General features: G+C 39.2%; 24 protein-coding genes and 2 tRNA genes. 15 read left to right on the forward strand and 11 right to left on the reverse strand.

Translation table 11 applies throughout. The annotated features are described in order from the left end of the window. Positions 1-4: 4 nt before the first annotated feature. From I6F53_RS17390 to murB, 5 genes are all read right to left on the reverse strand, one after another. Positions 5-89 (reverse strand) — tRNA-Tyr (locus tag I6F53_RS17390). A gap of 40 nt (positions 90-129) precedes the next feature. Beyond that, positions 130-205 (reverse strand) — tRNA-Thr (locus I6F53_RS17395). Between the two features lie 126 nt (positions 206-331). Next, on the reverse strand, positions 332-1,042 hold the full coding sequence (locus tag I6F53_RS17400) for a type III pantothenate kinase (protein WP_197240503.1): 711 nt from the start codon (positions 1,040-1,042) through the stop codon (positions 332-334). Continuing rightward, entirely contained in the window at positions 1,039-2,031 is a 993-nt protein-coding gene (gene birA / locus I6F53_RS17405) for a bifunctional biotin--[acetyl-CoA-carboxylase] ligase/biotin operon repressor BirA (RefSeq protein ID WP_024593804.1), read from the reverse strand. Before birA ends, I6F53_RS17400 begins: the two co-directional genes overlap by 4 nt. Next, positions 2,028-3,038: a UDP-N-acetylmuramate dehydrogenase gene (murB, locus tag I6F53_RS17410; RefSeq protein ID WP_197240504.1), complete on the reverse strand. Its 1,011-nt coding sequence runs from the start codon at positions 3,036-3,038 to the stop codon at positions 2,028-2,030. Before murB ends, birA begins: the two co-directional genes overlap by 4 nt. Positions 3,039-3,181: 143 nt before the next feature. Here murB and I6F53_RS17415 point away from each other — a divergent pair, with 143 nt between their 5' ends. Beyond that, positions 3,182-5,023: a M1 family metallopeptidase gene (locus tag I6F53_RS17415; protein ID WP_197240506.1), complete on the forward strand. Its 1,842-nt coding sequence runs from the start codon at positions 3,182-3,184 to the stop codon at positions 5,021-5,023. 56 nt (positions 5,024-5,079) lie between these two features. On the opposite strand, the gene I6F53_RS17420 is transcribed toward I6F53_RS17415, so the two are convergent. Then, positions 5,080-5,679, reverse strand: coding sequence for a DUF2057 domain-containing protein (locus tag I6F53_RS17420; RefSeq protein ID WP_197240507.1), 600 nt, complete (start codon positions 5,677-5,679; stop codon positions 5,080-5,082). Between the two features lie 92 nt (positions 5,680-5,771). On the opposite strand from I6F53_RS17420, the gene I6F53_RS17425 reads away from it, so the two are divergent. From I6F53_RS17425 to I6F53_RS17435, 3 genes are all read left to right on the forward strand, one after another. After that, positions 5,772-6,140 carry a histidine triad nucleotide-binding protein gene (locus I6F53_RS17425; RefSeq protein ID WP_197240509.1) on the forward strand — a complete coding sequence of 123 codons (369 nt, stop codon included), beginning with the start codon at positions 5,772-5,774 and terminating at the stop codon, positions 6,138-6,140. Positions 6,141-6,362: 222 nt separating this feature from the next. Then, positions 6,363-7,019 (forward strand): helix-turn-helix transcriptional regulator, encoded by a 657-nt coding sequence (locus I6F53_RS17430; protein WP_077536419.1) that lies wholly within the window; start codon positions 6,363-6,365, stop codon positions 7,017-7,019. 168 nt (positions 7,020-7,187) lie between these two features. After that, positions 7,188-9,344, forward strand: a complete 2,157-nt coding sequence (locus I6F53_RS17435; RefSeq protein WP_197240510.1) for a response regulator — start codon at positions 7,188-7,190, stop codon at positions 9,342-9,344. A gap of 31 nt (positions 9,345-9,375) precedes the next feature. Here I6F53_RS17435 and I6F53_RS17440 read toward each other — a convergent pair whose 3' ends face one another. From I6F53_RS17440 to I6F53_RS17460, 5 genes are all read right to left on the reverse strand, one after another. After that, entirely contained in the window at positions 9,376-10,791 is a 1,416-nt protein-coding gene (locus tag I6F53_RS17440) for a mannose-1-phosphate guanylyltransferase/mannose-6-phosphate isomerase (protein WP_197240512.1), read from the reverse strand. Between the two features lie 77 nt (positions 10,792-10,868). Beyond that, positions 10,869-11,642, reverse strand: a complete 774-nt coding sequence (locus I6F53_RS17445) for an amidohydrolase (RefSeq protein WP_197240513.1) — start codon at positions 11,640-11,642, stop codon at positions 10,869-10,871. Then, positions 11,630-12,772: a methionine aminotransferase gene (locus tag I6F53_RS17450; protein WP_197240515.1), complete on the reverse strand. Its 1,143-nt coding sequence runs from the start codon at positions 12,770-12,772 to the stop codon at positions 11,630-11,632. The genes I6F53_RS17445 and I6F53_RS17450 overlap by 13 nt, the downstream gene beginning before the upstream one ends. Positions 12,773-13,048: 276 nt before the next feature. Further along, positions 13,049-14,530, reverse strand: coding sequence for an FMN-binding glutamate synthase family protein (locus I6F53_RS17455; protein ID WP_197240516.1), 1,482 nt, complete (start codon positions 14,528-14,530; stop codon positions 13,049-13,051). A gap of 177 nt (positions 14,531-14,707) precedes the next feature. Next, the gene (locus I6F53_RS17460; RefSeq protein WP_197240518.1) at positions 14,708-16,486 is read right to left on the reverse strand and encodes a DUF885 domain-containing protein; all 1,779 of its coding nucleotides are present in this window, start codon (positions 16,484-16,486) and stop codon (positions 14,708-14,710) included. A 360-nt stretch (positions 16,487-16,846) separates the two neighbouring features. Between I6F53_RS17460 and I6F53_RS17465 the strand changes: the two genes are divergently transcribed. From I6F53_RS17465 to hemB, 11 genes are all read left to right on the forward strand, one after another. Then, positions 16,847-17,833: a GGDEF domain-containing protein gene (locus tag I6F53_RS17465; protein WP_166421481.1), complete on the forward strand. Its 987-nt coding sequence runs from the start codon at positions 16,847-16,849 to the stop codon at positions 17,831-17,833. 83 nt (positions 17,834-17,916) lie between these two features. After that, positions 17,917-18,672, forward strand: coding sequence for a bifunctional demethylmenaquinone methyltransferase/2-methoxy-6-polyprenyl-1,4-benzoquinol methylase UbiE (ubiE, locus tag I6F53_RS17470; protein WP_007579859.1), 756 nt, complete (start codon positions 17,917-17,919; stop codon positions 18,670-18,672). An 11-nt stretch (positions 18,673-18,683) separates the two neighbouring features. Continuing rightward, positions 18,684-19,367, forward strand: a complete 684-nt coding sequence (locus I6F53_RS17475) for a ubiquinone biosynthesis accessory factor UbiJ (protein WP_197240517.1) — start codon at positions 18,684-18,686, stop codon at positions 19,365-19,367. 9 nt (positions 19,368-19,376) lie between these two features. Further along, positions 19,377-20,981, forward strand: a complete 1,605-nt coding sequence (gene ubiB, locus I6F53_RS17480) for a ubiquinone biosynthesis regulatory protein kinase UbiB (protein ID WP_197181252.1) — start codon at positions 19,377-19,379, stop codon at positions 20,979-20,981. 80 nt (positions 20,982-21,061) lie between these two features. Next, a complete protein-coding gene (gene tatA, locus I6F53_RS17485; protein WP_165729103.1) occupies positions 21,062-21,310 on the forward strand; it encodes a Sec-independent protein translocase subunit TatA in 249 nt (82 codons plus the stop codon). A 5-nt stretch (positions 21,311-21,315) separates the two neighbouring features. Beyond that, entirely contained in the window at positions 21,316-21,648 is a 333-nt protein-coding gene (gene tatB, locus I6F53_RS17490) for a Sec-independent protein translocase protein TatB (protein ID WP_165729104.1), read from the forward strand. Positions 21,649-21,696: 48 nt separating this feature from the next. After that, positions 21,697-22,437 carry a twin-arginine translocase subunit TatC gene (gene tatC / locus I6F53_RS17495; protein WP_165729105.1) on the forward strand — a complete coding sequence of 247 codons (741 nt, stop codon included), beginning with the start codon at positions 21,697-21,699 and terminating at the stop codon, positions 22,435-22,437. Position 22,438: 1 nt separating this feature from the next. Then, on the forward strand, positions 22,439-22,957 hold the full coding sequence (locus tag I6F53_RS17500) for a hypothetical protein (RefSeq protein ID WP_166421471.1): 519 nt from the start codon (positions 22,439-22,441) through the stop codon (positions 22,955-22,957). Next, positions 22,957-23,742 carry a TatD family hydrolase gene (locus tag I6F53_RS17505; protein WP_166421472.1) on the forward strand — a complete coding sequence of 262 codons (786 nt, stop codon included), beginning with the start codon at positions 22,957-22,959 and terminating at the stop codon, positions 23,740-23,742. The genes I6F53_RS17500 and I6F53_RS17505 overlap by 1 nt, the downstream gene beginning before the upstream one ends. Further along, a complete protein-coding gene (locus I6F53_RS17510) occupies positions 23,742-25,595 on the forward strand; it encodes a sensor domain-containing diguanylate cyclase (RefSeq protein ID WP_166421473.1) in 1,854 nt (617 codons plus the stop codon). The genes I6F53_RS17505 and I6F53_RS17510 overlap by 1 nt, the downstream gene beginning before the upstream one ends. 12 nt (positions 25,596-25,607) lie before the next feature. Beyond that, on the forward strand, positions 25,608-26,618 hold the full coding sequence (hemB, locus tag I6F53_RS17515; protein WP_166421474.1) for a porphobilinogen synthase: 1,011 nt from the start codon (positions 25,608-25,610) through the stop codon (positions 26,616-26,618). The last annotated feature ends 354 nt before the right edge of the window (positions 26,619-26,972 follow it).

Here is a 26,972-nt window from a genome sequence, read left to right on the forward strand (position 1 = left end):
AAAGTGGTGGAGGGAGCTGGATTCGAACCAGCGAAGGCTGAGCCGTCAGATTTACAGTCTGATCCCTTTGGCCGCTCGGGAACCCCTCCACGATAATTCTCTACTAATTCACTTCCGGTAAAAGGAAAGTGGTGCCGACTAACCGAGTCGAACGGTTGACCTACTGATTACAAGTCAGTTGCTCTACCAGCTGAGCTAAGTCGGCACTGCTTTAGTACGGGGCGAGATATTAGAGTAAGGTTTATTGGGATGCAACAATAAAATTAAAAAAAGTGTAAATTTTTAGTTTAAATGCTCAATATTCACGCGAAAACGCGTTTTTTGCACTTTTTTATCGTATTTTACTGAGTTGATGCCAATAATTTAATCCCTTCATTACGAGCAATGAATCAAAAATACTGCCTGCAAATTGTTGTTGTAATAGCGAGCCATAGCCACCAGCAAAAATAATTTGTGTTGCTTGTTCTGTTTTTTGAGCCGTTAAATTCAGCTTAGCTTGCTCAATTGCCCCGATGGTTGCCACTAAGGCACCGTTTTTTAAACCATTTGGCGTGTTTTTACCCAGTTCATTAGTAAACGGTGTTTTACCGTCATCAAAAACACGTTGGGTGTTTTGTGTAAGCGATGAGGTCATTAAATCAAGCCCGGGTAAAATCCAGCCACCTAAATGTAGGCCTTTACTATCGAGCACGTCAATTGTGGTCGCGGTGCCTGCATCAACAACAATACATGCTTTATGTGGGTATAACTTAAAGCCTGCAATAAGCGCAAGCCACCTGTCTATGCCTAAGTTACCCACATGCTCGTAAGCGCAGATTAATCCTCCAAGCGTTTTGGTTACCTTAGCTTCAAAGCAAATGATATTATTGCTAGCCGCTTGCGCGAAAATATCGCTCAGTAAATCACTGCGCCCTACGCATGCATAAATCACTTCGGTTATTTGCACCCAAGGTAGGTTATTTATATCTGCTGGTTGTGCTTGCTCGTTATGCCACAGCACAGCTTTTAGTGATGTATTTCCTACATCGATCAGTAATCTCATACTTGCGCCTTTCGAAGAGAGACTTCCCCGCCGTAATAACTTTTTACTTCACCGTCTTGGCGAATTCGTATTCCACCTTGTGGGTCAATGCCTTCGCATATTCCACGCCAGCTTCGGTGTCCTGTATTTAGCTCAACATAATCGCCAGCAAACGCATTAAGCGAATTCCATTGCTCATACATATCTTGTAAGCCAGTTTGACGATACTGCACTAAACGCTGCTCTAAATGATAAGTAAGTGACGCCACCAGCTGGTTTTTATCAAGCTTTTGAGTATGTTGATTTAAGTCGGTCCACGCTTGGTCTATATGCTGGCTAAAACTCTCAGGCATTTGTAAATTAATACCTATACCAATCACTAACTGACAAGGTCCTTGCGGCTGTCCGTCGAGTTCAACCAATACACCTGCAAGTTTTTGTTTATTTATATAAATATCGTTAGGCCATTTAAGCTCTACGTCAATTTGGTATAACGCTTTAATTGCATCATAAACAGCAAGGCCTACCGCAATTGATACACCCATTGCAGCTTGAAGCCCGTCATCTAAACGCCAAAAGTAACTGTAATACAAATTAGCACCGAATGGCGATTGCCAAACACGGCCGCGTCGGCCGCGCCCTGCTTGCTGCATTTCAGCAACAATAACAGTGCCAGACTCAAGCGCTGTTTTAGCCTGTATACGGCGCATAAGCTCGCTGTTGGTCGAATCAATAATAGGGTGCACTTCTACATCGGCAGTATTAGCACCTAGCGCTTTGTAGTGCTGATCAATTTGCGTTTTATTTAAAAGGCCCACTTGGTTATTTAAGCAATAGCCTTTGCCGGTTACTTTAAAAATATCCAAGCCCATTTCTTGTAACGTTTTGATATGTTTACTCACCGCAGCTCGGCTAATTCCTAGCTTTTCACCCAAGGCTTGGCCAGATACAAAGCCCCCTTGGTTGAGTGCATTTAAAATAGCGAGTTTGTTTCCATCAGGTGCTTTCATTCTATTGGCTCCACACTAATATGACATTCGCTAGCTTGATTAATTAAACGTACTTCGTGCTCAAGCATAATGTTGTAGCGCGTATAAACAACTTGCTGAATATGTTTAATCATTTTTATTAAGTCACTACCTTCACTATCTCCGTGATTAACAAGTACGAGTGCTTGTTGTTGATGCACTTCTATACCGGCCTCGCGGTACCCTTTTAAACCACTTTGATCGATTAACCAACCAGCCGCTACCTTGTGATGGCTGTGCCCACATTCGTAATGGGGTAAATCTGCAAATTGTTTTAATAGCTCAGCTAACTGGGGGTTAGTTATTATTGGGTTTTTAAAAAAACTGCCCGCATTTGGCAATGTATATGGGTTTGGTAATTTACTATTACGCGTTTTTATAACCTGCTCAAACACTGCTTGCGGTGTAATAACATCTAGCTGCTGCAAAGGCCCATAACTTAAAACTGGTTGCCACTTTTTTGGAAGCGCTAAATGCACTTGCGTGATCACCGCTTTATTTTTAAGGGCATGTTTAAATATTGAGTCTCTGTAAGCAAATTCACATTGTGTATTATTTAGCGAGTGCATAGTTTTAGTGGTTATATCAAAGTATTCTACCAACTCAATAAATTTAGCTATCTCAACGCCATAAGCACCAATATTTTGCACCGGCGATGCGCCAACAGTGCCCGGTATAAGCGCTAGATTTTCAAGCCCGGGAATATTTTTATCAAGTAAGTAACTTACTAACTTATGCCAGTTTTCGCCTGCGGCAACACTTACTAACACATCACTTTCACGTTCGGTAATTTGAATACCTTTGGTTGCCATTTTAATAACGCTACCTACGTAATCGTCTAAAAATATAGTATTACTGCCCTCACCTAATAAGCAAAATGGCGTGTTAAAGCTTTGCGTTTTAAGCTGCTCAAGCTGAGTAATTTCAACAAAATTTTGGCATTGGCTGTTTAATGCAAATGTATGTAAGGAGTGTAATGAATGCGCCACAAAGCTCTCTAAAAATACCGGTAACTAATCGCAATAGTTTACCTCATCGTCGCAAATGTGGCACTAGATTGTAAAAATCACTCAACCCACCGTGCCAATCGTGATATAAAACCATCACTTTTTTATTTGTGTTCAGAGTAATGATGAAAATTAAACCTCTTTTTTTAAGCCTCGCTATGGCGGGTATGTGTTCGCAAGCAATGGCTAATGCGATTGACCAAAACTCGTATGCTAACCTTGATGATGTTGTTACTACTCACTTAAACCTTGATTTAGATGTCGACTTTGCCGACAAGCAGTTAGAAGGTTTTGTTGAGCATACTCTTCATTGGAACAACAGCAAAAGTAGAACGCTTGTACTTGATACCCGCGACTTAGACATTGATAAAGTAATGTACAAAGATCAAAGCGGTAACTGGAAAAAAGCAACTTTTGATTTAGCTAAGCGTGATGACGTTAAAGGTTCAAAGCTTACTATTAAGTTTAAAAACCAAGCTGAAGTAGTGCGTATTTACTATAACAGCCGTCCAGAAGCATCTGGCTTGCAATGGTTAACACCAGAGCAAACGGCAAGTAAAACGCATCCATTTATGTACAGCCAATCGCAAGCAATTCATGCGCGTAGTTGGATCCCAGTGCAAGATACACCCGCAATGCGTGTAACTTACTCTGCGCGAATTCATACACCAAAAGATATACGTGCTGTAATGAGTGCCGATAACAAAGATGCGCTTTATAAAGATGGCGACTACATTTTTGACATGCCACAAGCAATTTCACCTTACCTAATTGCTATTGGCGCAGGTAACTTAGAATTTAAAGCAATGTCGCACCAAACTGGCATATTTGCTGAGCCAACTATTTTAGATGCCTCAGTTGCTGAATTTGACGACACCCAAGCTATGATCGACAAAACAAATGCTATGTATGGCGAATATGCATGGGGTCGTTACGATTTATTAATGCTACCGCCAAGCTTCCCGTTTGGTGGCATGGAAAACCCACGCTTATCATTTATAACTCCAACGGTTGTTGCCGGTGATAAAAGCTTAGTTAACCTCATTGCCCATGAGCTTGCTCATTCTTGGTCAGGTAACTTAGTCACTAACGCAACGTGGGAAGATTTATGGTTAAACGAAGGTTTTACCTCGTACGTTGAAAACCGCATTATGGAAGAAGTATTTGGTCGTGACCGTGCGGTTATGGAACAAGCACTTGATTCTGCAAGTCTTCGCGCACAACTTAAAACAATTGACGCGGCAGACACTCGCCTTAATTTAAAACTTAACGGACGCGATCCAGACGATGCATTTAGCTCAGTGCCTTACACTAAAGGTCAACTATTCTTAATTTACCTAGAGAACAAATACGGTCGCGATAAATTTGACCCATTTGTAAAAGCGTACTTTAAAGAGTTTTCGTTTAAATCACTGACTACTGCACAATTTGTTACTTACTTAAAAGCTAACTTAATTGAAAAGTATCCTGGTGTTGTAAGCATGGATAAAGTAAACGAGTGGATTTTTGAACCGGGCTTACCAAGTGATGCACCAAACCCTACTTCTGATGCGTTTGATAAAGTAGATACAGCAACAGCAGCATGGTTAAAAGGCGATACAACAGCCGCTCAACTACCAACGGCTGATTGGTCTGTGCATGAATGGCTACACTTTTTAAATAACCTACCACGTGATTTAAGCCAAGAGCATATGGTTGAGCTTGATAGTGAATTTAACTTAACGCAGTCAACGAATGCCGAACGTGCATTTGCTTGGTTTATGCTAGCTGTAGGCAATGGTTATCAACCAATTTATCCTGCGCTTAATAAGCATTTATCAGGTATTGGCCGTCGTAAATTAATTGTGCCGTTATATAAATCACTTATTACTAACGGTAAAAAAGACTGGGCACAAAGCGTGTACTTAAAAGCGCGCCCAGGGTATCACCCACTTGCACAAGGTACTATTGACGCATTGTTTGAATAAATACGTTAATTAGAAACTAAAAAGGGCCAAGTTTGGCCCTTTTGTTTGTCTGTACTTTAATTTTTCACTTTTTCTAAAAAAGCGTTACGCTCTGCCGTTGTGGCTTGCTCCCACCAAAAATCAAGCATTTGTGGCGCACTTGGCATGCCCTTACCTGTAACTGGTGCTATTGGCTTTATTGGTCGGCTTGGACGTGAAGGCCCTGCTGGCACTGTATTTTTCATTATCGGTTTATTACTTGCTAACTGCGTATCAGGAATAACACTTAATGGTTTAGCAATGGCGCTATTTTTGGCTTTTAAGCTCACTTGAGGGGCTTCTGCAAATACTTTTGCAGATACTGCATTTTCCGCTCGATTAAACACTAAGGTATAATCTTTACCCGCTTCAATAGTTACATCAACCCAAAATGGCTCAGACTCCACAACTTCATGCGTGTCATAATCATCTTCATATAAATCGGTGTACTTTAGCCTAAGCTGATAAGTGCCTGGTGCAAGCTCTACATCATCAATACGACTAAACAAAGAGCTTTCTAGCATGCGGTCACCCACTTGCAGTGGTACAAACTCTTCTGGAAAGTGAATATTTTCAGCATTAGCAGAAAAACTAACTAGTAATGCAACGGCACTACTTATTAAAATTGGTTTAAGCATATTAACTCCTTTATTTGATTTCAGTTTGACACTGCTTTGAAAGTTTGTCATTAGTGAGCTTAAATTTCATAACACTTAATTAGGAACACACTATGAGCCAAGAAACTATTTTTACCAAAATAATTAATCGTGAAATTCCAGCCGATATCGTTTATGAAGATGAAGACACTCTCGCATTTAAAGATATAAACCCGCAAGCGCCATTTCACGTGTTAATTATCCCAAAAAAAGCAATTGCCACTATAAATGATATAAACCCTGAAAACTCACACTTAGTAGGCAACTTATATGTTGTTGCGGCTAAATTAGCTAAACAGCATAATTTTTCTGACGATGGATACCGAGTGGTTATGAACTGTAACGAGCATGGAGGGCAAACTGTTTATCACATACATTTACATATGCTTGGCGGTAAAGAAATGGGATGGCCACCTTATCAAAGTACAAAAAAAATAAATTAATTAAGATTTTTTTGTTACTTTATTCTGCTCAAGTAATTAGTTACAAATATTATGATTTTTCATGAGCATAAAGTGAGAAATAGTTACTTATTTGCAACATTTTATGTTTAAATAATTGTAAAATCGTATTTGTTATTGAGTACACCAGCGACTTTCTAATACTAAAGGTGTGGAAGTCGTGATAAACTCAACCAGTCAGCTTTATAAAAGAGTATAAAAAACATGAGCAGTTCAGCCTTTTTGTTATTAGATAAAGAGCCAATTAACACTATTGGCATAAACGTTTTAGAACCTTTGTTAAAAACGCAAGGCCTTGACGTAACCACAGGTACGAACATTTTAGATATACCTGAAGGGACTCGACTTTTGTTTATTGAAACATCAAGTAAAGATGCATGGGGTAAACTAAAAGAACAACTAGTAAACCTGCGTATTAAATGCGATATCATATTATTCAACCTAGACGAAAACCCAGAGCTTGCTAATCGCGCGCTTTTAAGCGGTATTCGCGGTGTATTTTATACAACCGATAACGCGGATGTATTAATGAAAGGTATACGCCTACTAATGGAAGATCAACTTTGGTATCGTCGCGATATTATGTGTAATGCATTAAATCGTATGTTGCAGTTTAACAAAGACGCACTGCACAAACTTACTGAAGGTGATATAGAGCCGGTTAAACTTACTAAGCGAGAAAAAGCAATTATCTCATTAATGAGTAATGGCTCTAAAAATAAAGAAATCGCTGAAGAACTTAGCATTAGCCCACATACTGTAAAAACACATTTATACAGTGCATTTAGAAAAACTAAATGTCGTAACCGTATTGAGCTACTGTCTTGGGCACAACAAAATATACCTGACGAAATTCGCTAAATACGTATTTCGACTAAATATACAAAAACAGACACTTAAGTGTCTGTTTTTGTATGTGTTACATATTTATTTAATACCAATTCGCTTACTAAGTTAACTACTTTGAGGATTGGTATAGCTGTATACTTTCGATAATCTTGGTTTAAAAATTACTTTGCTGGAATATTAATGCTCGATTCTTTCACTCTTTACTTTGCCAGCATAGCCATTATGGTTGTAATGACCTTACTTAACTTTTTAACATGGCGAACAAACAAACAAATTCCAGGCACACTGCTATACATTTTTTATCCTCTATTACTATTAGGTTCTGTTATTGGTTTTACTCTTGTTGGTGAGGCACATAATTTAGTTATTATTAGCGTAGCGAGTAGCATGATGTTTGCCGCATCGGTAGTTCATTGCCTTTCACTCAGTCAGTTTTTAAACTATCACGGTATAGGTTTTAAATTACTTTGCTCCGTTACTGCTTTTAGCGCTATAACGCTTGGTTATTACACCTTTTTTGACCCATCTTTGCGCGAAAGAATTATTGCATCCGATTTACAGCACATAGCAGAAGCTGGGTTTTTACTCTTTATATTTATTAAATATGCCCGCAAGCCCTATCCTAACGGCAGCATTGTATACATAACCATTTTAACGCTTGTTACTTTTAGCTTTATTGGCCGCTTGTTATTCATGGATAACATTGAACAAAAAAACCTTTTAACAAACGGCTGGTTTAGCGCTTTATTATTTTTGAATGGCGTGATTGCACCGATGTTTTACGCTTCGGGTATGGCGCTATTATGTAATGAGCGCAGAGAGCAGCACCTTAATAAATTAGCCGATAAAGCACAAAAAGATTTAGAGATACGCGGACTCTTTTTATCAACGATAAGCCACGAAATTCGTACTCCACTTAACGGTATTTTAGGCAGCGCTCAACTTGTTATGAACCAAACAAGTGATACACGCAATAAAGCTTACTGCGAGGCGATTATAAATTCTGCCGAATCACTTAACTTATTGGTAGATAAAGTTCTTGATTACGCGAGCTTAGATCAAAGTGATGAAGCGCTTTACGAAGAAGATGTAGAATTTAAAACATGGCTTAATAATTTATGCTTATTACTAAGCCCACTCGCCGAGCAAAAACAGCTCAAGTTTGAACTAATATGTAATATTCCAGAGCAAGCCTGTTATTACTGTGACCAACAAAAGCTTAGGCAAATAATTATTAATTTAGTGGGTAATGCCATTAAGTTTACAGACCACGGAACCGTTAAAATTCAGGTTGATTTAGTCTTAGAAAAGCAACTTGAACATACCATAAAAATTAGCGTAAAAGATTCAGGACCAGGTATAGAAAATGATGAGATAGCCTACTTAACAGAACCTTATGTACAAAGTAGTGCAGGAAAAGAGAAAGGCGGAACCGGCCTCGGTTTAGCTATTACCAGCCGCTTACTTGAAAAGCTGAGTAGCCGACTCGAAATAGCCAGCCAGCTTGGTACAGGCAGTGTATTTAGCTTTACCATCACGTTTGCTTTAGGCGAATTAAGCCTTGTAGAGCAGCGCCATCAAACTAAAGATTACTTAACAGGTCTTGATGTATTACTGGTTGAAGATTTAGATTTAAATCAAAAAATTGCTATAGAATTTATGGCCGACGATGAGCACAAAATTAAGCTCGCAAAAGACGGTAAAAGCGCGATAGAGCTCATGCAAGCTCATCACTTTGATGTTGTTTTACTTGATATGAATCTACCTGACTTAACAGGCCAAGAAGTACTTAAACGCCTAAAACGCATTGATCATAAAAATCAGCGCACTCCAGTACTCGCTTTTACTGCAAGCCTTAGCCCTGACGAAGTAAAAGAGTATTTAGAACTAGGTATAAAAGACATTGTAGGTAAGCCTATAAAGCACGAAAAGCTTCGACAAGCACTTAGCGATTCGCAGTCAAACCAAACCGCTAGCATAGCCGTAGAATTAATTGATACCTTGTATGACAAAACAGCAGCCGAAACACTCACCAGCTCGTTTAGTGAAGATGAAGTATCTTCAATTTATAATGAATTTGTGCTTTCGGCGCGTAACAAGCTAATTCGCTGTCAAAAGCTTATTGATCAACATCCCGAGCAATGCATTAAACTTTTACATCGCCAAGCAAGTACCGCGCTGCAGTTGGGTTTTAATCGCTATGGTATTGAGCTTAAAAAAATAGAGCGCCGCTTACTCGATAAAAAACCACACAATAACATGCTTGATGAGGCGTTAGATCTGTGGCAACGAAGCTTAGAGCAATATTTAAAGTTTGTGCGTGGGCAGTTAGAGTAATCGTGAATTAGCTTTAAAAAATAGCTAATTATTAGCCTCTTCCATATTTATCATCAAATCGCTCTATATCGCTTTCATCAAGTACAGCACCGGTTTGCACTTCAATGACTATTAACGGCTCTTTTTGATTATTAGCCAAGCTATGAATTTGCTTTGCGGCGATATAACACGATTGGTCGTGCGTTAACGTATGCGCTTGCTCGTTAATACACACGTCTGCAATGCCAGATACCACAATCCAATGTTCGGCTCGGTGCTGGTGGCGCTGCGTCGAAAGCTTAGCACCGCTGTTAACCGTGATTTTTTTAACTTTAAAGCCAGCGCCTTCAACTAAAGTACGGTAATTTCCCCATGGGCGAAAAACGACTTGATGGTGGCTAAGTTTATCAGCCTGTGTTGTCGCAACTTGCTTAAGCAACAAAGGCAGTAAATCTAGCTCATTTTGATTTGCTATTAACGTGGCATCATGAGTATGAATAATCGCTAAATCACTTACTCCAAGCGTGGCAATTGTGTGCTCCGCTTCGTTTATTACTAAGTTGTTAGTGCTTTTTTGAGCCATATAATTAGCATTTAAACTATTACCGTGTTCATCTTTTTTTGTAAGTGCATCAAGAGATGAAAAGCTGCCTACGTCACTCCATCGTAAGTCAACCGGCATGACGATTACGTTATTGCTGCGCTCTAAAATAGCGTAGTCAATTGAATCACTTGGGCAATGCTCAAGCGCACTGTTGCTTGGGCGGGTAAACCCTAAATCTTTAGTAAACTGTGCCGCTGCAGCTACACTCTTTGCTATTTTTGGCGCAAATCGTTCGAGCTCTTTTAAATAGGCTGCAGGGGTAAATAAAAACATGCCGCTATTCCAGCTATAACCACCTTGGGTTAAATAACATTTCGCTGTATCTAGGTTAGGCTTTTCTTTAAATTGGGTAACATCGTAACAACCGGTACCGGCAATAGCCGCGCCTTGTTTTATATAGCCATAGCCAGTATGTGGCTCTGTAGGCGTAATCGAAAACGTAACTAGCTTTCCTTGCTCAGCAAGTTTTACAGCTTCTGGGAGCTTAGCCGTTAATACACCAAAGTTTTCAATATGGTGATCGGCAGGCATCACTAATAACGGTCCGGTAATACCATTTTGCAGTGCATAGTGGGCGGCTAATGCGATAGCAGGCGCGGTATTCTTACCTTTGGGTTCGAGTAATAATGCAGTAGGAGTTGAGCTTGCTGCTTGCTCTGCAGCAATAAATCGGTGCTGCTCATTACACACTAAAATAGCGTTATCGAACAAGTCATTAGAAACTCGCGCTAATGTACTTTGCAGTAAAGACGTATTTTCATTAAGCAGTGGTAAAAATTGTTTAGGCATTGCTTGGCGAGAAAGCGGCCACAAGCGAGAGCCTATGCCACCGGCTAAAATTACAGGAGTGATTAAAGTGTTCATAACGTAAATTAGCCGCCAACAAAAAATATCAGCGACTATTTTAACACCTTATTGGCTCTTAGCTAAATTAACGTGCTCTATATTAATGTAAAAGGGTCTGCATCTAAATAGGCAGGAAACGCCGCCTTAAACTCATCCAGTGGTGCTTTTTCAAGTGTTATAGTAACTAGCTGCTCGGTGTTATCTTGCGCTTTAGTTAAGGTATCGCCTTTAAAGTCGTATACTGCTGTACCGCCATTGTGTGCGATATTATTACCATCTTCACCCACGCGATTAACGCCTACTACGTAACATAGGTTTTCCATTGCACGCGCCATAAGTAACGTATCCCAAATATGGCGGCGCACAGCAGGCCAATTGGCTACGTTTATCATTACATCGTAGTCGTTATTATTGCGTTGAAATACCGGAAAACGCAGGTCGTAACATACCTGTGGTAACAATTTAAAGCCGTTGATTTCAAAAACTTTGCGCGCTTGCCCTGCTACAACGTAGTCACCCTCACTGCCTAGACGAAATAAATGGCGCTTATCGTAATAACTCACCTCTCCATCGGGCTTTACCCAATAAAACCGATTGGCTTTTTTATCACCTTGTGCAACAAGTACTGAACCCGCAATAACCGCATTATGTTTATGAGCCTGCGCCTTTAACCAAGTAAGTACTTTACCGTTTTCGGGTTCTGCACAATCTAAATTAATAGCAAAGCCAGTCGAGAATGTCTCTGGTAATAAAATTAAATCGGGCTGATTAGTAATTGCTTTAAGTTGTTTATCAAACATGGCTAAATTAGCGTCTTTATCAAGCCAGTGAAGCGAGCTTTGCAATGCTGTAATGGTTAAAGTTGACATAATATTTGCGCAGCCTCTATGAGAGTGTTGTCGTTTTTAGCAAAGCATAAACGAATGACTTTATCGGTTGGGGGCTTTTGATAAAACACACTTAACGGAATAGCCGCAACACCGGCTTGCTCAACTAACCAATGGCAAAATTCAACATCGTTTAAATCCGATACATCACTGTAATCTAACAATAAAAAGTAAGTGCCTTGGCTAGGTAGAATTTTAAAGCGACTATTACTTAAATGACTTGCTAATAAATCGCGTTTTTGCTGATAAAACCCACTTAGCTCATCTATATGCTCGCCTTGCTGCTCTAGCATATCGGCAAGCGCATGCTGTGCAGGCGTAAAACTTGAAAACGTAACATACTGATGAATTTTTCTAAATTCGACAGCTAAATCTGCAGGTGCAATGCAGTAACCCATTTTCCAGCCCGTGCTGTGAAACGTTTTGCCAAAACTCGATATAACAAAGCTTTTGGCAAATAATTCATCATCGCGTAATACACTTAAATGCGGCTGATCATCAAACGTAATATGCTCATATACCTCGTCGCTTATTACATATAAATTGTGAGTACCAACTAACCCTTTAAGCGCTTTTATATCTTGTGGCTGTAATATTTTACCGCTTGGGTTATGAGGCGTATTTATAATAATTGCACGGGTGTTTTTAGTCATCGCTTGGCTCACTATCTGCCAATCAATTGTGTAATTTGGTGCACTTAAAGCAATGTGTATTGCCTTACCCCCAGCAAGTTCAATTGCAGGTTGGTAAGAGTCATATGCAGGGTCAAATACAATCACTTCATCATTGGGCCGTACAATTGTTTGAATAGCCACAAACAATGCCTCTGTTGCGCCTGAGGTAACTGTAACCTGCTCTGCGGCGTTTATATCAGCTGCATATTTGCGCTTTGCTAAATCAGCAATTTGCTGCTGTAATCGTGGTACACCACTTGAAGGTGAATATTGATTAACACCTTGCTGCACATAATAATTTAGCTGCGTTTTTAAAAGTTCAGGAGCATCGAACTCAGGAAAACCTTGAGAGAGATTAATTGCCGAACACTCATTAGCCAACCCACTCATTTGGCTAAATATACTAACGCCTAAATTTGGTAATTTACTTTCAAACACGTGATGCCCTTAATGATGGTTTTGCGCTTAAAGCGATGCTATCACTGCTTTAAATAAAAGTGTAGCCGCCAAAAGGTAATTAGCTTTACGCTCATTAGTGAGGAGTTATGCAAAACAATGCCACAACGAGCCAGTTATTATATGCGGCAACAAAGAAGCACTTTTTAGTTTATTAATAAGCTAATTAAACTGAAAAAGGCGCTATTAGCGCCTTTTTAGTTAATCTAAACTTTGGATAGTAAATCTATCTTAAGCGGAGTTAAGGTTAGTTAAAACTTACTGATAATTTTCGTAAATTTTATCCAGCGGCTCTGAAAGCCCACTTTCTTGGACTATTCGAACATGTTTACGGCCTAACTCACGCGCACTAGTTACACCACATGAGTGAGCAATTAAACCGGCTCCGTAATGAATGTACTTATTATAGTTAGCTACGCGCTGCGCCTTATCAGCTACATTGAGACCTTTTTGTAAATGTGTATTGTGCGTAGTAATCCCTGTAGGGCAGGTATCTTTATTGCATTGCATAGCTTGAATACACCCTAGTGCAAACATATGACCACGAGCTGATACAACAAAATCAGCACCGAGCGCTAATGCCCATGCAACCTTTGATGGAACGATTAATTTACCCGAAGCAATAATTTTTACGCGCTCTCTAAGGCCATGCTTTTCAAGCATATTAACGACAAGCGGCAAGCTTTCGCGAAGAGGTAAACCCACTGAATCCATAAGCGGTTGCGGTGCAGCACCGGTACCACCGTCTGCACTATCAATTGTTATAAAATCAGGGGCTGATTCAACACCACGGTGATTTATTTCTGCAAATAAAGTTTCTAACCACGTGTAGTCACCTATAACCGCTTTAAAGCCCGTTGGCTTACCGGTGGCATTACGCACAGTGGCAATCATATCGAGAATATCACTTGGCTTTTTAATTTCAGGATGTCCATTAGGACTAATCGAATCTTGCCCTTCTGGAATACCTCTGATTTTAGCTATCTCGGCATTAACTTTACGTCCTGGAAGCATTCCGCCTTTACCAGGTTTTGCACCTTGGCTCATTTTTAGTTCGAACATTTTCACCTGTTCGTGAGCTGCAATTTCTTTCATTTTTTCGGTACTTAAATTTCCATGTTCATCACGAGCACCGTATTTAGCAGTACCAATTTGAAATACTAGGTCGGCGCCACCTTCTAAATGGTAAGGGCTTAACCCCCCTTCTCCGGTGTTCATCCAGCAACCCGCTAGTTTTGCCCCCTTTGATAAAGCACGTACAGCTGGTTTTGAAAGCGCACCAAAGCTCATGCCTGACACATTAAATAACGAATTCGTTGTGTAAGGTTTTTTACAATATGGACCCAACGTTACATTACTTGGATCGAGTGCCTCTTCATCTAAAGTAGGAAACGCACAATTCATGAACATTACCGTGCCCGTTACTTCTAAGCTTTGTGTTGAACCAAATGAAGCTGTGCGATCAACATCTTTTGCTGCGCGGTAAACCCAATTACGTTCTGCACGATTAAACGGCATTTCTTCTCTATCGAGAGCAAAAAAGTATTGTCTGAAAAATTCACCTTGGCGTTCAAAAAAATACCGGAAACGGCCAATTACTGGATAGTTACGCCTAATAGCATGTTTTGTTTGCGTAATATCACGAAAGTAAAAAACAATAATAGTAAGAACAATTAACCCAAGTGCGATAATAAAAATACTCGCAAATACGTCAATACTAAACATTATAAAACTGCTCATCTAAGGCCCCTTGATGGCTATATTTTTAAACAATACCGATTTGCCTAGTCTGTGGATATTTTGACGATTAGAGTCGTTAAAATAAGCTCTATTACTAAGTCTCTTGGTATAAAAAAGGTGTTGCTGTCAAAATGACACAACACCTTTGTTTGTTCAAGGTTTATAAGCCCTACAAAGCTAATTTTGCAGCTTAGTAAGCTCATTTTTTATGTATAAACGTACTTGTGTTTCTAATACCGACAAGGGTACTGAACCGTGGCGCAGAACCTGATGATGAAATTCGCGAATATCGAAGTTCTTCCCAAGTGCTTGCTCGGCTTCAACACGCAAACGCTTAATAGTTAATTCACCAATTTTGTATGATAGTGCCTGTGCTGGCCACGATATATAGCGATCTGTTTCTGTTTTAACATTATGCAGCGAAAGCGCTGTGTTCTCGCTCATAAAGTTCATTGCACGCTCGCGACTCCAGCCATACATATGCATACCCGTATCAACAACTAAACGTGCTGCTCGCCACATTTCATAAGTTAAGCGACCAAAACGACTATATGGATCTTGATAAAAGCCCGCTTCTAAACCTAAATACTCAGAGTAAAGCCCCCAGCCTTCACCAAATGCCGACAAATAGGCATCACGACGATAGCTCGGCAGATTTTCAAGCTCAGCATTGAGTGATATTTGCAAATGATGTCCCGGCACAGCTTCGTGCAGAGTCAGCGCTTCTAAAACATAAAGTGGACGCTTATCTAATGCATAGGTATTAACCCAGTAGTATCCGGCTTCATCATCTCGATTAGAACCAGAATATCGACCTGTTGTGTATTTAGGGGCAATACTTGCTGGTACAGGTGCTACGCCGTAAGGTTTTCGTGGCAAGGTATGAAACAACTTAGGCAGTTGTGCATCCATTTTTTTGGCTATGTAAGAGGCTTCTTTTAAAAGTTGTTCAGGTGTTGTTGCGTAAAACTGCGGATCAGTACGTAAAAAGTAGATAAATTCGGCAAATGTGCCTTTAAATCCCACCTCTTTAATTACATCTTCCATTTCACCGCGAATACGAGCAACTTCTTTTAAGCCTAACTCGTGGATCTCTTTTGGTGTCATGTCGGTAGTGGTGTAATACTTAGTACGGTTTTTATAAAAAGCTTTACCGTTAGGAGTTTCTGAAATACCAATACTTGTGCGAGCACCTGGCCGATACTGCTCAGTGAAAAATGTTAAGTAGCCTTTATATGCTGGTATTACTTTATTTTTTAAAACTGTTTTAGCTTGCTGTTGAAGTGCATAAAAATCACTCTCGCTTAAGCTAGCAGTGTTAGTTAAAAACGGTTTATAAAATTCTGATTGGGTTACATCATCAACAATATATGTATTTATAGAGTCTTCGTACCCTTCTAATACAGCTTTTGGTTGGGTGAGACCGGTTTCGAGTCCTTTTTTCATCCAATATATGTTTTGTTGAAAAAATCGCGGTATTTGCGCCAAACGTGCAAGATATGTTTCTAAATCTTGCTCTTCTTTGTATTGAGAGTTATTAATGATGTACGACAACCCAGAGTGAAAACCGTACTCTGATGTAAGCGGCATGTAATGTGCGTTAAACACATATTCGTCCACGCTATTTTGTACCTGAGCGCGAATAATACTTAAGTTAATTTGATTTTCGTCACTCAGTTTGGCTGCGTCTACAGCATCTAAATCAGCGAGTAATTGCGTTTTATTTTTATATTGATCTGCTAAAGATTCTGGCGACAAGTTTGCTAGTAGATAACCGTCAACGCCCTTTGAACTGCTATAAGAATTTATACTTTCTCTATATTGAACAATAGATTGAGCGACTTGAGTAAACTGTTCATTCGCATTAGGCGTTGTTATTTGGCATGCACTTAGTGAGCATAAAATTGTTATACCAAGAAGAGATTGGCGAAGCGTTTTTGGTAAAGAATAATTCATTATTATGTAACTTGATGATGCAATAGATTTCATAAAACTATCGTAGGGTAAATAAATAGCAAGTAAATGAGACAGACTGACGCGCTAAAAACCTTACAATGAGTAAGTGCAATTTAAGTATTACTTACGTTAACAGAGCTAAAAACCAATCTAATTGATGAGAAAAGCAGCGGTTGAGTCGTTAAAGTTAAATTTAAGTATCCTAACTCTCCTTTTTGCTTTTAAATAGTTCACATAACGATTACTGTAGTAAAAAATAATAAAAAGCTCGGACGCATAACCGCCTCATGGAATGAGATATTCAAAATTTGCACTTATGCGTACTTAGTTGGTATTTAAAAAATGATGTTCCATGACTCCATGGCTATTGCTCAAGAAAAAATGACTAAAGTGTGTATGTTTTTAGAGCGCTATTCGCTCCCACCTACACCACTTAATTATCAAGTTGTTTATACCTATACCAGCCAGACTAATATTAAGCTCAATAAAGCCTTAGATCGCGCTATTGCGGTTGAAGATAATATTGACAGCGTTTTAATTGAACAGCTACATGCTGAGTTTTTAAATACGGGCCACACAGCGCAAGTCAGCATGATTCAAAACGTTGATGGTGTTATAAATTCACTTTCTCAAAATTCTCAAGCCACTGAAAAGCAAATAATTCGCTTTGCGGGTCATGTAAGTGACTGTGTACATTCGCTAGATGAAAACAACATAGAGCAAAGCCGTCAAGCGCTTGAAGTACTTCATAATCAAACCACTGAATTACTAAATCAACATAAGCAATTCAAGCAAGAACTAAGTAAAGCCAAGCAACTACACGAAAAAACACAAAAGCAACTAACTCAGCTTCGAAAGCAACATATTGTTGATAGTCAAACAGGGCTTTATAAGCGCCATTATTTAACGCAGCAAACCCAAGTGTGGACTAATCAGAAAAAATCTATCTGCGCTATTGCGATTCAAATAGACAACCTTGATCATTTCACTGAAAATTACGGTGATATTATTGGTGAAGTTATTTTAAATAAAGTAGCCAAACAAGTACAAAAATATGTTTTTCAAAGTGGTTTACCTGGCCGCACAGCGAAAGATCAATTTACTGTTTTATTAGCCGACATAGACCCAGAAACAGCCAATGTTATTGCTGAAAAAGTACGAAATGGAGTCGAAAAGCTTCGCTTTGTAAGTTCAAAAACAGGCACCAAATTGCCTAGCATAGGATTATCGCTTGGAATTGCTCAGCATCAACAAGATGATGATTTTAATCAATTGGCAAAAAAAGCCTCTCATGCCGCTTTTAAAGCACGTTCATTAGGTCAAAGTAGTTATACAGCAGGGCAATAAATTACCTGATAAATCATATTCAAATTGCACCTACTGCGTACAATAAAGTACACTAACCTCTATTGTCACGATAGAGATTAATCATGAACGAAACCGAACAAAAGACCACGCATTTTGGTTATAAAACAGTAGCCGAGAACGATAAAGCTTCTATGGTTGCTGATGTATTTCACTCAGTAGCTGCAAAATACGATGTAATGAATGATTTAATGTCTTTTGGGGTGCATCGTTTATGGAAACGTCAGACTATTGCAAGCTCAGGTGTTCGTAAAGGGCATCATGTTCTCGATTTAGCCGGCGGCACTGGCGACTTAACCGCAAAGTTTAGTCAATTAGTGGGCGAAACCGGTCAAGTAGTATTAGGTGACATAAACTCATCTATGCTTAAGGTTGGTCGTGAGAAACTACATAACCTTGGGTTAGTGGGCAATATCGACTACGTACAAATGAATGCCGAAATGCTACCATTCCCAGATAATAGTTTTGATGTGATCACTATTGCATTTGGTTTACGTAACGTTACCGATAAAGACAAAGCTCTGCGCTCTATGTACCGTATTTTAAAGCCAGGTGGCCGATTGCTTGTTTTAGAGTTTTCAAAACCAGAGCATGAAGTACTTAGCAAAGCTTACGATTTTTACTCATTTAATTTATTGCCAACAATGGGTAAACTTGTTGCTAACGACAGTGAGTCGTACAAGTATTTGGCTGAATCGATTCGTATGCATCCAGATCAAGATACGCTAAAAGCGATGATGGAAGATGCAGGCTTTGAGCAAACAACATATCAAAACCTCACTGGCGGAATTGTTGCGCTGCATCGTGGTTTTAAATATTAAGGCTAGCAGTTATGGCGCTTGAGAAAACAGCAAAAAGCAATAATGGTGCAATGACACCTGAGTTTTTTATGTTACCTAACTTTGTACTCTCGCTTATTGAGCGTGTACTAAATCAAGCACTTAACCTTGACTCACAACTACCTCAAAAGCTAAGCGCAGTTAAACATCAGCGCTTAGTGGTTGAAGTAAGAGACTGGCAACAAAGCATCCAACTTGTTTATAGCGCTGAGCAATTACACTTATATAGTGCCCAAAGCAATGAAAACGCAGATTGTATGATCAGCGCCGACATAGGTACGCTTTTAGCGCTCAAAAACCCAGCAATGCTTACCCAATTAATTCGCCAAGATAAGCTCGACTTGCAAGGCGACTTAAATATTGCGCAAACTTATAGTAATGCGTTTTCAGGCATTGATATTGATTGGCCTGAGCAGTTTTCTAAATATATTGGCGATACCCCCGCTCAGCAGTTATACCTGCACTTAAAAAAACTAAAACAAAACGGCAGCAAAACCAATACTAAAATAAGTACAATGCTTACAAGTTTATGCCAAGATGAGCTCGCAATTACTATTCATCCATTAGAACTTGAGCAGTTTAAACAAACAAATAGAGAGCTCAAAGGGCAAGTGGCTGCCGTTGATCAGCGCATAAATGCTTTATTAAACTCTTTTTCATCTCCGAAGCCTCTCTAAGGATTTTTTGTGTCGACTGCACGTTTATATAACATCACCAAAACGTTACTTAGCTATGGGCTAGACGAACTAATTCCAAAACATAAGATCCCTTGGTTTGGTAAAGTAGCTCGCGGCAGTTTATTTTGGCTACGTAATCAACACAAAGAAAAATCTCATGGTTTACGCTTACGTTTAGCACTGCAAGAGCTTGGCCCTGTTTGGATTAAATTTGGTCAAATGCTCTCAACCCGTCGTGATTTACTCCCACATGATATCGCTTTAGAGCTGGCATTTTTACAAGACCAAGTGGAACCTTTTGAAGGTGAGCTTGCACAAAAAATAATTGAAAAAGCACTCGAAGTTAACGACATAAGCGAATTGTTTAGTGAGTTTTCACAAACACCATTAGCGTCAGCATCAATAGCACAAGTACATACAGCAAAGCTGATTGATGAACACAGCATTGAGCAAGATGTCGTAATTAAAGTCATTCGACCAAATATTCACGAGCAAATTAATGCAGACTTGGCGTTAATGGAAAAACTTGCCAAAGTCCTCGCTAAGGTACACAACGAATCAAAACGTCTTCGTCCTGTCGAAGTTGTTAAGGAGTATAAAAAAACGCTTCTTGATGAACTCGATTTAATGCGAGAAGGTGCCAATGGCATACAGCTAAAGCGTAACTTTGAAGGTTCTGAGTCATTGTATATACCTGCAGTGTATAGTGATTACAGCCGCAGTAATGTACTTGTAATGGAGCGTATTTACGGTATACCCGTATCTGATAAAGATGCGCTTATGGCGCAAAACACCAATATGAAGTTATTGGCTGAGCGTGGCGTAGAGGTATTTTTTACGCAGGTGTTTAGGGACAGCTTTTTTCATGCCGATATGCACCCTGGCAATATATTTGTTTCTCGCGAGCATCCTGAAAATCCAATGTATATCGGTATTGATTGCGGTATTGTTGGTACTTTAAGTAAAGAAGACAAACGCTACTTAGCCGAAAACTTCATTGCCTTTTTTAATCGCGATTACCGCCAAGTAGCACAGTTGCATGTTGATTCTGGCTGGGTACCACACGATACCAGTATTGAAGAGTTTGAATTTGCGATTCGCACTGTATGCGAGCCTATATTTAATAAGCCCCTTGCTGAAATTTCATTTGGTCACGTGCTCGTAAATTTATTTAATACCGCACGTCGTTTTAACATGCAGGTACAACCACAGTTAGTCCTACTACAAAAAACCTTATTATACGTTGAGGGATTAGGGCGTCAGCTGTATCCGCAACTCGACTTATGGAAAACAGCCAAACCCTTTTTAGAAGATTGGGTAAAGCAACAAGTCGGCCCGTTATCTATATTGAAACAAATGTATGCTAACTTACCATTTTGGGCTGAAAAAATGCCCGAGCTACCCGATCTAATTTACCAAAATTTAAAGCGTGCACCACACGCTCATCAACCTCAAGAACAAAAGGTATCTCATAAACCTTTAATTTTAGGTTTATTTGGTAGTGCTACAATGATCATGGCAACACTTTGTTATTTACAGTACGATTTAGTAGCTGCAAGTATTGCAATAGGCTTATCTGTTATTAGCTTTATAGCAGCATGGCGCAGCGCATAAACTGAGTGCTATTTACGCTATTTGGCGTATAATTAGTATTTAAAATAGACATTTAACCATTTTATATATTGGAGAAAACCATGGGTTTTGGTGGTATTAGTATTTGGCAATTATTAATTGTTTTGGCAATCATAGTTTTGCTTTTCGGCACAAAAAAGCTACGCGGTATGGGTGGAGACATTGGCGGCGCTGTTAAAGGCTTCAAAAAAGCAATGTCGGATGATCAAGCTAACGAGCAAGAAAAATCAGAGCAAATTCAACAATCAGAAAAAAGCACCGTTGGCGACTCAATCAATACTGAAAAAACCAAAGATAACAATAAGGTTTAATAAGTATGGGTATGTGGGAACTTGTTGTAGTTTTTATTGTTGGCTTAGTGGTACTCGGCCCTGAGCGCTTACCTGTTGCTATTAGAACAGTGAGTAAATGGGTTAAAACCGCTAAGTCGGTTGCCAACTCGGTAAAAGCAGAAGTAAGTGAAGAACTGCGCATTCATGAACTTCACGAAAACCTTAAAAAAGCAGAACAACAAGAACTAAAAGATTTAAGCCCTGAGCTACAAAGCTCATTAACAGAGCTACAAAAAGCGGCTGAGTCAGTTACTCACAGCTACAAGAAACAACAACCGGATACATCAAATAGCCAACAACTTGATGAAAAAAAGTGAAGTTTATCTCTCACTTTGTGGTCAACTTACTACATGGTATAAAAAATAATGGTTGAGGAAGTAAAATCGGGGTTTGTATCTCATTTAATTGAGTTACGTGATCGACTAATAAAAGCACTATTGAGCATTTTATTATTTTTTATCGCACTGTTTTATTTTAAAGATGATATTTACGAACTTATAGCTGCACCATTAGTGGTTCATTTACCTAATGGCGCGACCATGATAGCTATAAATGTGAGTGACCCTTTTATAGTCCCTATGATGCTTACTTTTTTTGTTGCAGCTTTATTATCTACTCCATGGATACTTCATCAAATTTGGGGGTTTATAGCTCCTGGCTTGTACCAAAATGAAAAAAAAATGCTAATACCTATACTAATCTCAAGCGTTGTCTTGTTTTATGGTGGTATCGCTTTTTGTTATTTTGCAGTACTACCAATTATATTAGGTTTTTTTACAAGCACAGGTCCTGAGATGATGACTCTCGCACCCGATATCGCTAGCTATCTAGGGTTCGTATTAAAACTATTTTTTGCATTTGGTGTCGCTTTCGAAATTCCAGTGGCAATAATGCTGCTATGCTGGAGTGGCGCAACAACAACAAAAAGCTTAAAAGAAAAACGCCCTTATATTGTCGTGGGTGTTTTTGTAGTGGCGATGTTTTTGACACCGCCCGACGTGTTATCACAAACATTATTAGCATTTCCGATGCTTCTTTTGTTTGAATTAGGTCTAATTTTAGCAAAATTTTATACCGCCAAACCACAAAAAGAATCTGAGGAATAAAATGAAAAAACAACTACTCTCACTATTGGTTTTACTAAGCGCGCCCGCTTTTGCTGCGCAAACACAATTTAATACTCAAGCGTTACAAGCATGCAGCTTTATTGAAAACGATTTTAATCGCTTACTTTGTTACGATAATACCATTGCAGGTAAATCACTGGTTAAGCCATCAGTAACAAAAATGCTCACACCACCAACGACTAACAATGTACCTCAAGCAGCAGTTACAGCACCAGTGCAAGCAACTGAAAAAGCTGACGATTTTGGTTTAGAACATAAAAAAGAAGAACAAGTAGAAAAAGAAACTGAAATCAAAGCGATGGTTACATCAGTTGATGAGGCTGCTTATGGTGAATTAATTATTTCGCTAGATAACGGTCAACAATGGCGTCAAATTGGCTCTGACAGCATGCGTTTAAAAGAAGACGATACAATTGTAATTAGCCGCGGTGCATTCAGCTCTTTCCTATTGAAGAAAGAGGGTAAAAACCGCTCTATTCGCGTTAAACGCACTAAATAATGTCATATACGTTAGTTGATGCTGGAGTTAACTTAACTAATCATCAATTTGATGACCAGCATCTTGATGTAATTACCCGCGCAAGCGAAGCGGGTGTTACAAACATGCTTATTATAGGCTGCGATATTGAAAGCAGTCAGCAATCACTTGAACTTGCGATAAAGCACCTTCAATATTCTACGGCGGGTGTGCACCCCCATGATGCAAAATCAGCTACCAATGAGCTCGAAGCACAACTCACTTCACTTGCAAATAATAAGCAAGTTATTGCCATTGGTGAGTGCGGCCTTGATTATAACCGTGACTTTTCACCTCGCGATGTACAACGTGATGTTTTTAGACGCCAGTTAGTACTTGCTAAAAAGTTAGATTTACCTGTTTACTTACATGAACGAGATGCAAGTGACGACATGCTAAGCATTCTCAAAGAATTTGATCTTCGCGGTGTACTTCACTGCTTTACCGGTAATTCAGCAGCTCTGAAGCAATATTTAGATTTAGGTCTCTATATTGGTATAACCGGTTGGGTATGTGATGAACGTCGTGGTAAAGAGCTACAGCAACTAGTACCTAGCATTCCCTTAGATCGATTATTAATAGAAACTGATGCGCCATTTTTAATCCCACGAACAGTTAAACCAAAGCCTAAATCACGTAAAAATGAACCAGCCCTACTGCCTTACATTTGCCAAACAGTCGCACAACTTTATCAAACAAATGAAGAAGTAATAGCTCGCAAAACTACAGAAAACTTTTACCGTGTTTTTGGTTTATTAGATCGTTAATGGCCTATGCAAAGGCATTATTAAGCCTACTAATATTCCTTTGCGCTTTTTGCTCTTTTGCAAACCCAGTAATAATAAAACACGATTTCAATTCTCAAAACATCAATAATCTGTACTACTCATTTAAACCAACGTCGCTATTAAATGCGCAAAGAAGTAGCGATATAAAGTGGCAAAAAAATATAGGAAAACCTCTTAATTTAGGTCTTGAGCAGCGCCCTGTATGGATAAAATTTAAAATAAAAAATCCGCTTAGTTATAATACAGAGCAATTATTATCGCTAAACAACCCTTTGCTAAACGACGTTCAAGTATATCAGTTACATAACTCGCTATTACTTTCTTACACCCAAATTGGTGATGCCTATGCCCTTGATAAACGTACGATCAAGAGTGAATCTTTATTAGTTAAACTGATCAGCCCCGCAAATAGCGAAACGGTTATTATAATGAAAGTGGCGAATAGCTCAGGCTTGCGAGTCCCTTTAACACTATGGCAACCAGAAGCTTATTTAGCGCATAAAGGTAAACTTAATTTACTCTATGGCTTATTGATTGGCTTTATATTTTCCTTAGGTGTGAGCTGCTTAGTTTTATATGGTTTTTCACGTAAACATTATTTTGTGTATGCTGGTGTTATAACTCTCACATTAGGCAGTGTATTAGCCTATCTTTGTGGTTTTGGCCTTAGGTATATACATCCTAATTCACCCGCGTTACAGCAAGTTATGCTCCCTATATTACTCATGCTTATTACTTTAATGTTTTTGCCTTTGCAAAAGCAAATTTGCCATCCACAGCCATCATTTTTACTGACCGTTCAGAAAGTAGTAGTTAACACTTTAGCTATTTCATTATTATTTATTTGGTTACTTCCAAACCACATAGTGACACTATTTTGTTTAATTGCGACCCCAATCGCTTTAGTCTTATATATAACAACTACATTTATGTGCATACGTATAACGCCTTCTAAACCGAATAAAGCACTATTGCTCGTATTGGTTTTTTTCTTGGTTGTGATGCTTTATTTTACTATTGCTGTAATGGGGCTATACGCATTTAGCAGGAGTACGCTAGCATTTGTGTTTACATGCTTTTTTAGTTGCACTTTCTGTTTATGTTACAGCGTTATGAAATTATTTATTTTACAGCGAGATGAAGAAGTAACTACTCAACAAACCTTGATTGCTGAAAATGTAGCCCAAGACACTCTACTCAAAGAGCGTTTAAAGTTACAAGAAAAAACACGTCAAGAACTAGAATCACAAGTGGACGAACGCACCTTTGAATTACAAGTTACGCTCAGGGAGCTTGAAGAAAAAAACCGGGCCCTTGAGCTACTTAATACCGAAGATGCTTTAACCGGAATAAAAAACAGACGCTTTTTTGATAAAAAACTCGTAATGGAGCTGCGTCGCTCTCGTCGAGAACAAACACCGCTTAGCATTGTTATGTTAGATATAGACCGATTTAAAGCCATCAACGATACATACGGACATATTATTGGCGACCAAGTTATTAAAGCTGTATCTGACCTTATAAAAGATCATTTAAAGCGCCCACTCGATGAAGTTGCCCGTTACGGCGGTGAAGAATTTGTGGTGTTATTACCTAATACCCCCAATGAAGGTGCACAAGATATAGCAGAAAAAATACGATCTGCTATCTCAGCAAGCACTGTAACGGTTGCCAATAACAATATTCAATTTACAATTAGCGCAGGTATATACACCAGTATTGCTGATGACGTTAGCAATCCTCAAATATTTACTGAGTGCGCCGACAAAGCGCTTTATTACGCAAAGCAGCATGGCCGTAATCAAGTAATCACTTTTCCATTACCACAGTAGGAGCATATTAATATGGCCCAATCAGGATTAGACCTTTTCCCGTATACTCGCATGCGCAGAATGCGTCGCAGCGATTTTTCTCGCCGCTTAATGGCCGAAAACCAACTTAGCGTAAACGATTTAATTTACCCTGTATTTGTACTTGATGGTAAAGATCGTCGCGAAGCAATTGAATCAATGCCAGGTATTGAACGCTTATCGATAGATTTGCTACTCATTGAAGCTAAAGAGTTGGTCGAACTTGGAGTTCCGGCAATAGCTATTTTCCCGGTAACGCCTGCGGATAAAAAATCATTATTTGCCGAAGAAGCATATAACGATGATGGTTTAGCGCAACGTACCGTAAGGGCTTTAAAAGAAGCCTTTCCTGAGTTAGGTGTAATTACCGACGTAGCACTCGACCCATTTACGACGCATGGGCAAGACGGCATCATTGATGATTCAGGCTATGTTATTAACGATGTCACTACAGAGATTTTAGTTAAACAAGCACTTTCTCATGCACAGGCAGGTGCCGACGTTGTTGCCCCTTCTGATATGATGGATGGTCGTATTGCTGCAATTCGTGAAGCACTTGAAGCAGATGGATTTATTCATACTCGTATTATGGCCTACTCTGCTAAATATGCGTCTAGCTACTACGGCCCATTTAGAGATGCGGTAGGCTCTGCTGGAAACTTAAAAGGCGCCGATAAAAAAACCTATCAGATGGATCCTGCTAACTCTGATGAGGCAATACGTGAAGTCGCATTAGACTTACAAGAGGGTGCTGATATGGTCATGGTGAAACCTGGCATGCCTTACCTAGATATTGTACGCCGTGTGAAAGACGAATTTGGTGTACCTACTTTTGCATATCAGGTAAGCGGTGAGTATGCAATGCACAAAGCAGCAATCGACAACGGTTGGCTGGCTGAAGAAGCGACAATAATGGAATCTTTACTTGCCTTTAAACGCGCAGGTGCTGATGGAATTTTAACCTACTTTGCTAAGCAAGCCGCACAATACCTCGCTAAAAAGTAAATTTTTTAAAAAGGCGGTCAAACCGCCTTTTTTACATACATTTACACTTTTGTATTATTTTAGTCACATTTATTCTCTAAACTGGTGTCCCATTTTGGGATTTAATACACGGGAATAATAATAAATGTTTAAAACAAAAATAACACCACTCGCGCTTGTTATCGCAAGTCTTAGTGCACCAGCATCCGCTGATCTAATCATTTCTGAATATGTTGAAGGAAGCAGTAATAATAAAGCGATTGAACTTTATAACAGACATTGCTCAGACCTCTAGGTCACTTTTTGGATTTTATATAAATGCAACGCATGCCCACCAATGAGCCTTATTATTTTTTCCCTTAACTCATCAAAACC

Source organism: Pseudoalteromonas sp. SWN29, from assembly GCF_015864465.1.
GTDB lineage: Bacteria > Pseudomonadota > Gammaproteobacteria > Enterobacterales > Alteromonadaceae > Pseudoalteromonas.